This window comes from Pseudomonas sp. BJa3, from assembly GCF_026343815.1.
Classification (GTDB): Bacteria; Pseudomonadota; Gammaproteobacteria; order Pseudomonadales; family Pseudomonadaceae; genus Aquipseudomonas; species Aquipseudomonas soli.
In genome coordinates, this window is the sequence record NZ_JAOXMC010000008.1 from 56446 (window position 1) to 70385 (window position 13940).

General features: G+C 64.7%; 13 protein-coding genes. 10 read left to right on the forward strand and 3 right to left on the reverse strand.

Translation table 11 applies throughout. The features are described from left to right. The first annotated feature begins 506 nt into the window (after positions 1 to 506). The 9 genes from pcaR (at position 507) to pcaC (ending at position 10167) form a co-directional block, all read left to right on the forward strand. Positions 507 to 1376 (forward strand): pca regulon transcriptional regulator PcaR, encoded by an 870-nt coding sequence (gene pcaR, locus OH705_RS11620; protein ID WP_267302252.1) that lies wholly within the window; start codon positions 507 to 509, stop codon positions 1374 to 1376. 416 nt (positions 1377 to 1792) lie between these two features. Next, positions 1793 to 3139 carry an MFS transporter gene (locus tag OH705_RS11625; RefSeq protein WP_038705520.1) on the forward strand — a complete coding sequence of 449 codons (1347 nt, stop codon included), beginning with the start codon at positions 1793 to 1795 and terminating at the stop codon, positions 3137 to 3139. A gap of 182 nt (positions 3140 to 3321) precedes the next feature. After that, complete coding sequence (locus tag OH705_RS11630; protein ID WP_094010170.1) at positions 3322 to 4182, forward strand: CoA transferase subunit A; 861 nt, start codon at positions 3322 to 3324, stop codon at positions 4180 to 4182. Next, positions 4179 to 4958 carry a CoA-transferase subunit beta gene (locus tag OH705_RS11635; protein WP_267302253.1) on the forward strand — a complete coding sequence of 260 codons (780 nt, stop codon included), beginning with the start codon at positions 4179 to 4181 and terminating at the stop codon, positions 4956 to 4958. Before OH705_RS11630 ends, OH705_RS11635 begins: the two co-directional genes overlap by 4 nt. Next, positions 4955 to 6160 carry a 3-oxoadipyl-CoA thiolase gene (pcaF, locus tag OH705_RS11640; protein WP_177182878.1) on the forward strand — a complete coding sequence of 402 codons (1206 nt, stop codon included), beginning with the start codon at positions 4955 to 4957 and terminating at the stop codon, positions 6158 to 6160. The genes OH705_RS11635 and pcaF overlap by 4 nt, the downstream gene beginning before the upstream one ends. Positions 6161 to 6308: 148 nt before the next feature. After that, positions 6309 to 7598: an MFS family transporter gene (locus tag OH705_RS11645; RefSeq protein WP_267302254.1), complete on the forward strand. Its 1290-nt coding sequence runs from the start codon at positions 6309 to 6311 to the stop codon at positions 7596 to 7598. 9 nt (positions 7599 to 7607) lie between these two features. After that, positions 7608 to 8960: a 3-carboxy-cis,cis-muconate cycloisomerase gene (locus tag OH705_RS11650; protein WP_267302255.1), complete on the forward strand. Its 1353-nt coding sequence runs from the start codon at positions 7608 to 7610 to the stop codon at positions 8958 to 8960. Between the two features lie 12 nt (positions 8961 to 8972). Beyond that, positions 8973 to 9764, forward strand: coding sequence for a 3-oxoadipate enol-lactonase (pcaD, locus tag OH705_RS11655; RefSeq protein WP_267302256.1), 792 nt, complete (start codon positions 8973 to 8975; stop codon positions 9762 to 9764). A gap of 10 nt (positions 9765 to 9774) precedes the next feature. After that, complete coding sequence (gene pcaC, locus OH705_RS11660; RefSeq protein WP_046856920.1) at positions 9775 to 10167, forward strand: 4-carboxymuconolactone decarboxylase; 393 nt, start codon at positions 9775 to 9777, stop codon at positions 10165 to 10167. Positions 10168 to 10222: 55 nt separating this feature from the next. Here the strand turns inward: pcaC and OH705_RS11665 are convergent, their stop codons facing one another. Further along, positions 10223 to 10747, reverse strand: a complete 525-nt coding sequence (locus tag OH705_RS11665) for a DUF962 domain-containing protein (RefSeq protein ID WP_267302257.1) — start codon at positions 10745 to 10747, stop codon at positions 10223 to 10225. A gap of 92 nt (positions 10748 to 10839) precedes the next feature. On the opposite strand from OH705_RS11665, the gene OH705_RS11670 reads away from it, so the two are divergent. Continuing rightward, the gene (locus OH705_RS11670; protein ID WP_023631937.1) at positions 10840 to 11526 is read left to right on the forward strand and encodes a Crp/Fnr family transcriptional regulator; all 687 of its coding nucleotides are present in this window, start codon (positions 10840 to 10842) and stop codon (positions 11524 to 11526) included. Here OH705_RS11670 and OH705_RS11675 read toward each other — a convergent pair. Together OH705_RS11675 and OH705_RS11680 are read right to left on the reverse strand one after the other, a co-directional pair. After that, entirely contained in the window at positions 11426 to 12409 is a 984-nt protein-coding gene (locus OH705_RS11675) for a LysR family transcriptional regulator (RefSeq protein ID WP_094010165.1), read from the reverse strand. The two genes, OH705_RS11670 and OH705_RS11675, sit on opposite strands and share 101 nt — an antisense overlap. A 206-nt stretch (positions 12410 to 12615) precedes the next feature. Beyond that, positions 12616 to 13869, reverse strand: coding sequence for an OprD family porin (locus tag OH705_RS11680; RefSeq protein WP_267302258.1), 1254 nt, complete (start codon positions 13867 to 13869; stop codon positions 12616 to 12618). Positions 13870 to 13940: the final 71 nt, after the last annotated feature.

Here is a 13940-nt window from a genome sequence, read left to right on the forward strand (position 1 = left end):
TATGTCGGCAAGCCGAACAATTCATTGCAGCGAAATGGCAATGTATGAGTTGGCAAGCTGCGGTGCAGCACACGGCGAGCCACTGCAAAGGCAGGGACTGGCAGTCTAAAGGCAACGAAAGTGCGTCGATTGGATCCGTTAAACGGTGCTTGCAATCAACACCGGCAATTATAGCAATCGCCCGGTTGAAGGCTATCGTTCTTTACCTGCAACTGACAATAGACCTGAAGTTTGTTGTGCAGCCTATAAGCCCTTTGTCGTGCAGGCATTCAAAAGGTTCAAGTCGATGGCAAGCAAAGTTCGCCGGCCACTGTCAGAAATGAAAACGGCCTCGCTGAGGGGCGAGGCCGTTGCCTGGGACTTCTACGGTGGGTACCTGACCAGTCTCTCCAAAGAAGCCACATGTGGCAGGGGAAAGGTATAAGCAAAAGTGTCAGCGGTCAATTGCGATTATCGGCCGTTCGTTCGATAATCGCACGAGATAGCGATTTTTTTGAGGCATGCCCATGAGTGAAGAAACCAGCGGCCAGTCAGCCAACGAGTCCACACGCAGTAGCAGCCCCACCCTGGCCCCGCCGATCGTGGCATCGGCGGCCAAGCGTATCCAGGCGTTCACCGGCGACCCCGACTTCATGACCTCCCTGGCCCGTGGCCTGGCAGTGATCCAGGCCTTCCAGGAGCGCAAGCGCCACCTGACCATCGCCCAGATCAGCCACCGAACGGAGATCCCGCGGGCCGCGGTGCGGCGCTGCCTGCATACCCTGATGAAGCTGGGTTATGCGACCACTGACGGGCGTACCTATTCGCTGTTGCCCAAAGTGTTGACCCTTGGTCATGCCTACCTGTCATCCACGCCATTGGCGGTGTCGGCCCAGCCTTATCTGGATCGCATCAGCGACCAGCTCCACGAGGCGGCGAACATGGCCACGCTGGAGGGCGATGACATTCTCTATATCGCACGCTCCGCAACGGTCGAACGGCTGATCTCGGTCGACCTTTCAGTCGGCGGGCGATTGCCGGCCTACTGCACTTCGATGGGCCGTATCCTGCTGGCGGCATTGGACGATGCCAGCCTGCACGAATACCTGGAACGAGCCGACCTCAAGGCCCGAACCAGCCGTACCCTGCATGATCCGGAGTCGTTATTTGCCTGTATCCAGCAGGTGCGTGAGCAAGGTTGGTGCGTGGTGGACCAGGAGCTGGAACAAGGGTTGCGCTCGATTGCGGTGCCGATCTATGACGCATCCGGTCAAGTGCTGGCGGCGCTTAATGTCAGTACTCATGTCGGCCGCGTCAGCCGCGGGGAGCTGGAGCAGCGTTTCCTGCCGATCTTGCTGGCGGCAAGCAGGGATTTATGTCATCAGCTATTTGGCTGAGCCCGCCGGGGCGCATTGCGCCCCAACGCCGAAAAGCAGGCGCCCGTAGCGACCCGGCTCAGCTGGCTTTCCAGTGATGCGGCCATTGCAAGCAACACCGTACTTTGCTCGTGCGCAGGAGCGTTGAACACATCACGCCGTTTCCTGTTCGATAAACGCACAGTGTCGCTCTCGGCGAATTGCGCCGCCCACGCCTGCTGATTAATGTCTGTCGCACCTGTCGGCTGCGCCGACCGGATAATAACAACAGGCCCGAGGGCATCCCCATGACCACTGTCCCTTCGCTGTCGCGGTCGCACCCGCGCACGGTGCTGCTGCACTCCGGCTGAGCCTCGGCCGTCGTATCCGCTGTTCCCTGTTCCAGTGCAACCGCCCTGCGCGGTAGCCTGCCTGTGCCCAACTCCCGGATAACAATAATGAACAAGCCACAATCCGCTGTCGGCAACTGCCTCGACGTCCAGTCCTTCATCAACGCCCAGCCGCTGTCCCGTTATCAGTGGCGGGTGGTGATCCTGTGCTTCCTGATCGTCTTTCTCGATGGGCTGGACACTGCCGCCATGGGCTTCATCGCCCCGGCGCTGTCCCACGAGTGGGGCATCGACCGGGCCAGTCTCGGCCCGGTGATGAGCGCCGCGCTGATCGGCATGGTGTTCGGCGCCCTCGGCTCCGGCCCGCTGGCCGACCGCTTCGGACGCAAGGGCGTGCTGGTGGGCGCGGTACTGGTGTTCGGTGGCTTCAGCCTGGCCTCGGCCTACGCGAGCAATGTCGACCAATTGCTGGTGTTGCGCTTTCTGACCGGTCTGGGCCTGGGGGCTGGCATGCCCAACGCCACCACCTTGTTGTCGGAATATACCCCGGAGCGCCTCAAGTCGTTGCTGGTGACCAGCATGTTCTGTGGTTTCAACCTGGGTATGGCCGGCGGTGGTTTCATCTCGGCCAAGCTGATCCCGGCCTACGGCTGGCACAGCCTGCTGGTGATCGGTGGCGTGCTGCCGCTGCTGCTGGCCGTGGTGCTGTTGGCCTGGTTGCCGGAGTCGGCGCGCTTTCTGGTGGTGCGCAATCGCGGCGCCGACAAGGTGCGCAAGACCCTGGCGCCGATCAATCCTGAACAGGTAGCCCAGGCATCGAGCTTCCGCGTGCCGGAACAGAAGGCGGTGGCGGCGCGCAACGTGTTTGCGGTGATCTTCTCGGGTACCTATGGCTTGGGCACCGTATTGCTGTGGCTGACCTATTTCATGGGCCTGGTGATCGTCTACCTGCTGACCAGCTGGCTGCCGACCCTGATGCGCGACAGCGGCGCAAGCATGGAGCAGGCCGCTTTCATCGGCGCATTGTTCCAGTTTGGCGGGGTGCTGAGCGCGGTGGCAGTGGGTTGGGCCATGGACCGTTTCAACCCGCACAAGGTGATCGGCATCTTCTATTTGCTCGCAGGTGTGTTCGCCTACGCCGTTGGACAGAGCCTGGGCAACATCACCTTGCTGGCGACCCTGGTGCTGGTTGCCGGCATGTGCGTGAACGGCGCGCAATCGGCCATGCCCTCGCTGGCGGCGCGCTTCTATCCGACCCAAGGCCGTGCCACAGGCGTTTCCTGGATGCTCGGGATCGGTCGCTTCGGCGCGATTCTCGGCGCCTGGAGCGGGGCTACGCTGCTGGGGTTGGGGTGGAATTTCGAGCAGGTGCTGACGGCACTGCTGGTGCCAGCGGCATTGGCCGCGGTGGCTGTCGTGGTGAAAGGGTTGGTCAGCCACGCGGATGCGACCTGAGGTCTGGGAGGCTCGCTCCTGCAGGATCGTATAAATAGCAGGGTAACAAATTGTTCGATAATCGCACAAAAGTGCGATTATCGGATTGAGATAACCCCCTCAGTCTCCTTAATCTGGGCCCATCGCAGCGATGCCTCGGTCCGCTGCTCACTGACCCGACTCGACCTGACCAGGAGTCTCCAATGGCAGCAATCCTCTCGCTTCACGAGGCCGTGAAGCAGTTCATCCAGGATGGCGACAGTGTCGCCCTCGAAGGTTTCACCCATCTGATCCCGACCGCCGCCGGCCACGAGATCATTCGCCAGGGCAAGCGCGACTTGACCCTGGTGCGCATGACCCCGGACCTGATCTACGACCAACTGATTGGCGCCGGCTGCGCGCGCAAATTGATCTTCTCCTGGGGCGGCAACCCCGGCGTCGGTTCGCTGCACCGCCTGCGCGACGCAGTGGAAAAACAGTGGCCCCACGCCATCGAGATCGAGGAGCACAGCCACGCCGACTTGGCCAACGCCTATGTCGCCGGCGCCTCCGGCCTGCCGTTCGCGGTGCTGCGCGCCTACGCCGGCTCCGACCTGCCGAAGGTCAACCCGCTGATCAAGTCTGTCACTTGCCCGTTCACCGGCGAAGTGCTCGCCGCCGTGCCGTCGGTGCGCCCGGACGTCACCGTGATCCATGCGCAGAAGGCCGACCGCAAGGGCAACGTGCTGCTGTGGGGCATTCTCGGCGTGCAGAAGGAAGCGGCGCTTGCAGCCAAGCGCTGCATTGTCACCGTCGAGGAGATCGTCGATGACCTGCAGGCACCGATGAATGCCTGTGTGCTGCCGACCTGGGCCCTCAGCGCGGTGTGCCTGGTGCCCGGCGGCGCCCACCCGTCCTACGCCCACGGCTACTACGAGCGCGACAACCGCTTCTACCAGGCCTGGGATCCGATTGCCCGTAACCGTGAGTCGTTCACTGCCTGGATCGACACCTATATCCGTGGCACCGCCGATTTCACCGAATTCCAGGCCAGGCTGGCCAGCACCGCGGAGGCCGCGCAATGAGCTACTCCACTTCCGAAATGATGACCGTCGCCGCCGCCCGTCGCCTGCGCAACGGCGCCGTCTGCTTCGTCGGCATCGGCCTACCGTCGAAGGCCGCCAACCTTGCGCGCCTGACCTCATCGCCCGACGTGGTGCTGATCTACGAGTCCGGCCCGATCGGTGCCAAGCCCAGCGTGCTACCGCTGTCCATCGGAGACGGCGAGCTGGCCGAGACCGCCGACACCGTGGTGCCGACCGGCGAGATCTTCCGCTACTGGCTGCAAGGCGGGCGCATCGACGTCGGCTTTCTCGGCGCCGCCCAGGTCGATCGCTTCGGCAACATCAACACCACCGTGGTCGGTGACTACCACGCACCGAAGACCCGTCTGCCGGGTGCAGGCGGCGCGCCGGAGATCGCCGGCTCCGCCAAGCAGGTGTTGATCATCCTCAAGCAGTCGCCGCGGGCCTTCGTCGACAAGCTCGACTTCATCACCTCGGTCGGCCATGGCGAAGGCGGCGATTCGCGCCAGCGCCTGGGCCTGCCGGGTGAGGGGCCGGTCGGCATCATTACCGACCTGTGCATCATGGAGCCGGAGGCAGGTACCCACGAGTTCGTGGTCACCTCGATCCACCCAGGCGTGACCCGCGAGCAGATCATCAAAGCCACTGGCTGGGCGATCCGCTTTGCCGAGGACGTGCAGCAAACCGCGGCACCCAGCGAGGTAGAGCTGTCCGCTTTGCGCGATCTCGAAGCGCGTACCGCCGCCGCCCATGGCCATACGGCAGGAGAAGCCTGATGCGTGACGTCTTCATCTGCGACGCTGTTCGTACCCCTATCGGCCGTTTCGGCGGGGCCCTGGCCGGCGTGCGCGCCGATGACCTGGCGGCAGTGCCGCTCAAGGCATTGATCGAGCGTAACCCGGGTGTGCAATGGGACCGGCTCGACGAAGTGTTCTTCGGCTGCGCCAACCAGGCTGGCGAGGACAACCGTAACGTGGCGCGCATGGCGCTGTTGCTGGCCGGCTTGCCACACAGTGTCCCGGGCGTGACCCTCAACCGCCTGTGCGCGTCGGGCATGGACGCCGTCGGCAGCGCCTTCCGGGCCATCGCCAGCGGCGAAATGGAGCTGGCGATTGCCGGTGGCGTCGAGTCGATGTCCCGCGCGCCGTTCGTGATGGGCAAGGCCGAGAGCGGCTACTCGCGCAACATGAAGCTCGAGGACACCACCATCGGCTGGCGTTTCGTCAATCCGTTGATGAATGCCCAGTTCGGTGTGGACTCGATGCCCGAGACCGCCGACAACGTCGCCGATGATTACCAGGTATCGCGTGCCGACCAGGATGCCTTCGCCCTGCGCAGCCAGCAGAAGGCTGCCGCCGCGCAGGCCGCCGGCTTTTTCGCCGAGGAAATCGTGCCGGTGCGTATCCAGCACCGCAAGGGTGAGACGGTGGTCGAGCACGACGAACATCTGCGCCCGCAGACCACGCTGGAGGCACTGGCCAAGCTCAAACCAGTCAACGGCCCGGACAAGAGCGTTACCGCTGGCAACGCCTCGGGTGTCAACGACGGTGCCGCCGCGCTGATTCTGGCGTCGGCCGAGGCGGTGAAGACGCACGGCCTGACCCCACGTGCCCGGGTGCTGGGCATGGCCAGCGCCGGTGTGGCGCCACGGGTGATGGGCATCGGCCCGGTCCCCGCGGTGCGCAAGCTGACCGAGCGCCTTGGCATTGCCGTGGCCGACTTCGATGTCATCGAGCTCAATGAAGCCTTTGCCAGCCAGGGCCTGGCGGTGTTGCGCGAGCTGGGTGTGGCAGACGACGCTCCACAGGTGAACCCCAACGGTGGCGCCATCGCCCTGGGGCATCCGCTGGGCATGAGCGGGGCACGTCTGGTGCTGACGGCATTGCATCAGCTGGAGAAGAGCGGCGGGCGCAAGGGGTTGGCGACCATGTGTGTGGGCGTTGGGCAGGGGTTGGCGTTGGCTATTGAAAGGGTCTGATCCTTTGGAACCCGGCGCTCCCACGAAAATGCCTGTGCCAGGCTACGTGGGAGCGGGCTTGTCCCGCCATGACGCACGGGCAAGGCGGAACGAGTGTGTAACCAGGTATGTCTAGAATTACCTGTGACCCTCCAGGAGCAAACGCACCATGACCTCAACCTATTACACCGGCGAAGAACGCAGCAAGCGTATCTTCGCCATCGTCGGCGCCTCGTCGGGCAACCTGGTGGAATGGTTCGACTTCTATGTCTACGCCTTCTGCGCCATCTACTTCGCCCCGGCCTTCTTCCCCTCCGACGACCCCACGGTGCAGTTGCTCAACACCGCCGGCGTGTTCGCCGCAGGCTTCCTGATGCGCCCTATCGGCGGCTGGATCTTCGGCCGCCTGGCCGACCGTCACGGGCGCAAGAACTCGCTGATGATCTCGGTGCTGATGATGTGCGGCGGCTCGCTGATCATCGCCTGCCTGCCCACCTACGCCAGCATCGGCACCTGGGCGCCAGCGCTGCTGCTCCTGGCGCGGTTGATCCAGGGGCTGTCGGTGGGCGGTGAGTACGGCACCACCGCCACCTACATGAGCGAAGTGGCGCTGCGTGGCCAACGCGGTTTCTTTGCCTCGTTCCAGTACGTCACCCTGATTGGCGGCCAGTTGCTGGCGGTGCTGGTGGTGGTGATCCTGCAGCAACTGCTCACCGAGGACGAACTGCGCGCCTATGGCTGGCGCATCCCGTTCGTGGTCGGTGCCATTGCCGCGTTGATCTCGCTGATGCTGCGCCGTTCGCTGAAGGAGACCAGCAGCGCCGAGACCCGCCAGGACAAGGATGCCGGCAGCATCAGCGGGCTGTTGCGCAATCACGCTGCCGCGTTTATCACGGTGCTGGGCTATACCGCCGGTGGTTCGCTGATCTTCTATACCTTCACCACCTACATGCAGAAGTACCTGGTCAACACCGCCGGCATGAACGCCAAGAGCGCCAGTTTCGTCATGACCGGCGCGCTGTTCCTGTTCATGATCCTGCAGCCGCTGTTCGGCATGCTCTCCGACCGCATCGGTCGGCGTAATTCGATGCTGCTGTTCGGCGCCCTGGGGACGCTATTCACCGTCCCCTTGCTGATGGCGCTGAAGACCGTGACCAGCCCGTTCATGGCCTTCGTGCTGGTGACCCTGGCCTTGTGCATCGTCAGCTTCTACACCTCCATCAGCGGCCTGGTGAAGGCCGAGATGTTCCCGCCACAGGTTCGCGCATTGGGCGTGGGGCTGGCCTACGCCGTGGCCAACGCGGTGTTCGGCGGCTCGGCCGAATACGTGGCACTGGGCTTGAAAACCTTGGGGATGGAGAACACCTTCTACTGGTACGTGACCGCCATGATGGCGGTGGCTTTCCTGTTCAGCCTGCGCCTGCCGAAGCAGGCGGCGTACCTGCACCATGATCACTAAGGACGTTGCATGAGCAACCAACTGTTCGACGCCTACTTCACCGCCCCGGCCATGCGCGAGGTTTTCTCCGACCGGGGCCGGCTGCAGGGCATGCTCGACTTCGAGGCGGCCCTGGCCCGTGCCGAAGCGGCCGCCGGGCTGGTGCCGTACACTGCGGTGACTGCCATCGAGGCGGCCTGCAAGGCCGAGCGCTATGATGCCCGGGCGCTGGCCGACGCCATCGCGGTGGCCGGCAATTCGGCGATCCCGCTGGTCAAGGCCCTGGGCAAGGTGGTCGCCAGTGGCGTACCCGAGGCCGAGCGCTACGTGCACCTGGGCGCTACCAGCCAGGATGCGATGGACAGCGGCCTGGTGCTGCAACTGCGCCATGCCCTGGGATTGCTCGAAAACGATCTCGGCAAGCTGGCCGACACCCTGGCGCATCAGGCATTGCAGCATGCCGACACGCCGCTGGTGGGGCGGACCTGGCTGCAGCATGCAACGCCGGTGACGCTGGGCATGAAGCTGGCCGGTTTGCTCGGCGCCCTCACTCGCCATCGGCAACGCCTCAAGGAACTGCGCCCGCGCCTGCTGGTACTGCAGTTCGGTGGCGCTTCCGGCAGCCTGGCGGCGCTGGGCAGCAAAGCGCTGCCGGTGGCCGAGGCCCTTGCCGCGCAACTGAAGCTGACCTTGCCTGAACAGCCATGGCACACCCAGCGCGACCGCCTGGTGGAGTTCGCCTCGGTGCTGGGCCTGGTCGCCGGCAGCCTGGGCAAGTTCGGCCGTGACGTCAGCCTGCTGATGCAGACCGAGGCAGGCGAGTTGTTCGAACCCGCCGCACCGGGCAAGGGCGGGTCCTCGACCATGCCGCATAAACGCAATCCGGTCGGGGCGGCGGTGTTGATCGGCGCCGCTACCCGCGTGCCCGGGCTGCTCTCGACCTTGTTCAGCGCGATGCCCCAGGAGCACGAACGCAGCCTCGGCCTGTGGCACGCCGAGTGGGAAACCCTGCCGGAGATCTGCTGCCTGGTCTCCGGAGCCCTGCGCCAGGCCCAGCTAATCGCCGAAGGCATGGAGGTGGACGCCGAACGCATGCGCCGCAATCTCGACCTCACCCAGGGCCTGGTGCTGGCCGAGGCGGTCAGTATTGTCCTCGCCCAACGCCTGGGCCGCGACCGTGCCCATCACCTGCTGGAGCAGTGCTGCCAGCGCGCCGTGGCCGAAGGGCGCCATCTGCGTGCAGTGCTCGGTGATGAGCCGCAGGTCAACGCCGAGTTGTCCGGCGACGAGCTCGACCGCTTGCTCGACCCCACCCATTACCTGGGCCAGGCCCGCGTCTGGGTGGCGCGCGCCGTGGCCGAACATCAACGTTTCACTGCCTGATAGGAGACCGCTGTGGCGCTTTTGCAACTGGCCGATGGCGTACTGAACTACCAACTCGATGGCCCGGCCGATGCGCAGGTGCTGGTGCTGTCCAACTCCCTGGGCACCGACCTGGGCATGTGGGATGTGCAGATTCCCGCCTGGAGCGAACACTTTCGCGTGCTGCGCTACGACACCCGTGGCCATGGCGGCTCGCTGGTCACTCAAGGCCCCTACAGCATCGAACAGCTGGGGGGCGACGTGCTGGCCCTGCTCGATGCGCTGGACATCGAGCATGCGCACTTCGTCGGCCTGTCCATGGGCGGCCTGATCGGCCAGTGGCTGGGCATCAACGCCGGCCACCGCCTGCACAGCCTGACCCTGTGCAACACCGCGGCGAAGATCGCCAACGACGAGGTCTGGAACTCTCGCATCAACACGGTGCTCAAGGGGGGGCAGCAAGCCATGGCGGACCTGCGCGATGGCTCCATCGCCCGTTGGTTCACCCCGGCCTTCGCCCAGGCGCAGCCGGCCGAGGCCCAGCGCATCTGCCAGATGCTCGCGCACACCAGCCCAGAAGGCTATGCCGCCAACTGCGCGGCGGTACGTGATGCCGATTACCGCGAACAGCTGGGGCGCATCCAGGTGCCGACGCTGGTGGTGGCGGGCACCGCGGACGTGGTCACCACGCCTGAGCATGGCCGCTTCATGCACCGCCGCATCGTCAACGCGACCTATGCCGAGTTCCCGGCGGCGCACCTGTCCAACGTCGAGATCAGCGCGGCCTTCACCGCCCGTGTGCTCGATTTCCTGCTGGCCCGCTGAGGAACCTGCCATGGATGAGAAACAACGTTACGAAGCCGGCATGCAGGTGCGTCGCGCGGTGCTCGGCGATGCCCACGTGGACCGCAGCCTGGAAAAGCTCAATGATTTCAACGGCGAGTTCCAGGAGATGATCACCCGGCACGCCTGGGGCGATATCTGGACCCGCCCCGGCCTGCCACGGCACACCCGTAGCCTGATCACCATCGCCATGCTGATCGGCATGAACCGCAACGACGAACTCAAGCTGCACCTGCGCGCGGCCGCCAACAATGGCGTGACGCGGGAGGAGATCAAGGAAGTGATCATGCAGAGCGCGATCTACTGCGGCATCCCGGCGGCCAATGCCACGTTCCACCTGGCCGAGTCGGTGTGGGATGAACTTGGGGTGGAGTCCAGGCAGTAACGCATCGCGGGGCAAGTCGCATCGGCGCACCGCCGCGACTTGCCCCGCGATCACTTCACACGACTGCTTTCTTCTGGCGAACGGCAACAGGCCCGGCATTGGCCTCCACGGCCTTTTTCAGCTCGCCGCACAGCCCAACCATGAACGCCAGCTCCGCCACCACGAACAGCGGGCCGATGATAAGCCCGCTGAGGTCATCGACAAATGCCGGCTTGCGCCCTTCGTAGGCATGTCCGACGAACTGGATGATCCAGCCCACCACGAACGCACCCAGCCCGGCACTCAACCACAGCCCGGTACTCTGCACGGCCAGCGCGTGGCCGGCCCACAGGCACAAGCCCAGCAGCAGGCCCATCACCAGGCCGAAGCGCAGGTCCAGGCGCAGGTAAAACCATACTGCCCAGATCGCCAGCAGCAGCGCTGGCGACAGCCAGAGGCCCACCACCTCCCAGCCCGGGCGTGACAGCAGCACGGTCACGGCCAGCACTATCAGCGGAATGCCGATGAAGTGGGTGGCGATGTTGCGTGGATCGCGGTGGTAGGCCGCGTATTGACTCAAGTGCTCGACGAGGTTTTTCATTGTTGTTCCTCCATCAGGGGTGAGCACAGCTTGCCCCTGTCCATTCATCGTCGTCTGTCGCCTGGCCGACAGAGTTCGCTTTGCGAGGTGCCATGCACGATCCGCGTACCCAGCTGCTGCATGGCCAATGGTTCCGGCAGTTGCCCGTTACCGTTCAGGATAGTCTGCTGGCCCTGGGCCGTCCGCGTGAGCTGGCAGCGGGGCAGCGACTGTTCCAGCGCGGCGATGCGCCGTGTGGCTTGTATGCGGTACTCGAAGGGGCGATGCGGGTCGGGGCGGTCAGCAGCGCAGGCAAGGAGGCGTTGCTGACGCTGGTCGAGTCACCCCACTGGTTCGGCGAGATCAGCCTGTTCGATGGCCAGCCGCGCACCCATGACGCTTATGCCGAGGGGCCGACACGCCTGCTGTGGATTCCCCAGGCGCCGTTGCTGGAATGGTTGGCCCGCCAGCCAGAGTACTGGCGCGACCTGGCCCTGCTGATGAGCCACAAGTTGCGCTGGGTGTTCGTCGCCCTCGAGCAGCAGAGCCTGCTGGCCGCCGCGCCGCGGGTGGCGCAACGGCTGTTGCAGATGGCCGAGGGCTACGGTGAGCGCGATGTCGCCCAATGGCGGCTGCAGGTGTCCCAGGAACAGCTGGCCTTGATGCTGTCGCTGTCGCGCCAGACCATCAACCAGATCCTCAGGAGCCTCGAACAGGCCGGCGTGGTGCGCCTGGGCTATGGCGAGGTGGAGATTGTCGATGCGTCACGTCTGCGGGCGATGGGGCAGCATCCAGGCTGACCAGCGTGTCGATCATTGCCTGCGCCGCCGGTGACAGGCGCTGGCCACTGCGGCTGATCACTCCACAACGCACGCTGAGTACTTGCAGACCTGGCGGCAGGTTGCGCCAGTGCAGACGCACCAGATGGCCGGCGGCCAGGTCCTCGACCACCGCCTCTTCGCTGGCCGTACCGATGGCGTCGCTGGCCAGCACCACGCTGCGCAGCACCGCCAGGTGCTCGGTCTGCAGGTGCGGGGTGAAGTCGGTGCGTCCGCTGAGATTGGCCAGGCGTTTGCGCACGCCGGGGGCCAGCAGGGCGCTGGCCAGCGGGTAGGCGAACAGGTCGTTGGTCGACAGGCTGTCCTTGGCCAGCAATGGGTGCCCGGGGCGGCAGAAGAACAGGCCTGGCCGCGGGGACAGTGCCTCGGTGTGGAAGTTGGGATCGGCCTCGAAGGGCCGCACGTCATCGACGAAAAACTCGATCTGCTCGCGACGCAGGGCCTGGCCAAGGCGCTCGGCATTGTCCACCAGCAGGTCGGTGCGGATACCGGGATGAGTCCTGATGAAATGTTGCAGGGCCTGGGGCACCAGGCGCACGGCCAGGGCCGGGCCGCTGCCGAAGTGCAGCTCTCCGGCATCGAGCTTGGTCATCTGCAGGACGTCGTTGTTCAGTTGCGCGGCGCCCTGGACCAGGCGACGGGCATGTTGCAACACCACATGGCCCTCGGGGGTGGGGGGCAATGCCTTGCTGGCGCGATCGACCAGGGCGCAGCCAAAGGTATGTTCGAGGTTCTGGATTGCGCGGCTGAAGGCGGGTTGGGTGATGCCCATGGCGTCGGCGGCGCGGACGAAACTGCGGTATTCGGTGAGGGCGATGAAATAGCGCAGTTGGCGGAGGTCCATGCTCGGGCTCTGGTGCGGGGATCGGAGCTTGGTTTTAGCGGCTTGTTACATATAGCGTCAAAGAATGTTATTTGATTTGCATATGTTATTTGGTTATTTTCCGGGCGGCAGGTCCAATCGCGAGGCAAGTCGGGTCGCCGCATCGCCGCTCCCATGCCGCTCCTGTTTTGTGCGGGCGGCGTGGGAGCGGGCTTCCCGCGATGGCTTCAAAGAAGATTGAACGGGTAGCTGACAATCAAGCGGTTCTCATCGAACGCGTTGCTGCTGAAATCCCTGCGCATGGTCGAATTACGCCACTTCACCGACAGGTCCTTGAAGGTTCCGGCCTGCACCACGTAGGCCAGCTCGGTCTCCCGGGCCCATTCCTTGCCATCGTCCACCCCTCCGGCATGCACGTTGTCGCCTTTGATGTAGCGGTTCATCAAGGTCAGGCCGGGGATACCGACGGTGACGAAATTGAAGTCGTGACGCAGTTGCCAGGAGCGCTCCTTGGCATTGTCGAAGCTGGCGTTGTAACTGTCGTTGGCCAGTGTGCCGCCACTGGTGCCGTTGACGCGCATCCAGGCGTCGTCGCCACTGACCTTCTGCAGGCCCATATAGAAGGTGTGGCCCTGGTAGCGCGCCGAGAGCATGGCCGAGGTGGTGCGGTTGTCCAGGTCGCCGGCGCGGGCGCTGCCATCCTCCTTGCCGAGGAAGTAGCCCAGGTTGGCGCCCAGGGTCCAGTCGCCCAACGGCTGGCTGTGCACCAGGTTCAGATACTGCTGGCGATAGATGTCTTTCAGCCGGGCATCCCACAGGCCGAGCATCGTGCGTTTGTCGTTGAAGCTGTATTCGCCGCCGGCGAAGTTGAAGCGGTCAGAGGTGATACCGGCACGCCCCTGCATGAACAGGTCTTCCATGCTCGCATCGTTGCGCGGGCTGTTGCCGCGGAACTGGCCGGCGTACAGGGTCAGGCCGTCGATCTCCTTCGAGGTGAGCTGACCGCCGCGGAACGTCTGCGGCAGCGAGCGGCCATCGTCCGAACGCAGGATCGGCAGCACCGGCATCCATTCGCCGACTTTGAGTTCGGTCTGCGACAGGCGCGTCTTGAACGCCACCCCCAGGCGGCCGAAATCGTCCGCCGGGCGGCCGTCGCCATGCATCGGCAGCAGGTGGGTGCCGGCGGTGCCCTTGCCGCCATCGAGCTTGACCGAGTACAGCCCCAGCACATCGATGCCGAAACCGACGGTGCCTTGGGTGAAGCCGGAGCGGGCGTCGAGAATGAAACTCTGGGTCCATTCCTCGGCCTTGCCCTGGGGATTGGCCGGGTCGACGAAGTTGCGGTTGATGTAGAAGTTGCGCAGGTTGAGGCTGGCCTTGGCGTCTTCCAGGAAGCCACCTTCGGCGGCCACGCCGGGCAGGGCGCAGGACAGGGCCAACAGGCCGGGCAGCAGCTGGCGTGCGGGTTGCAAAGTGCTCATCTGTCGTGGATCTCTTGTTTTTATTGGGCGAGCCGGGTCGCTGCGGGTACGGCCGCAGGGATGGGCATCTT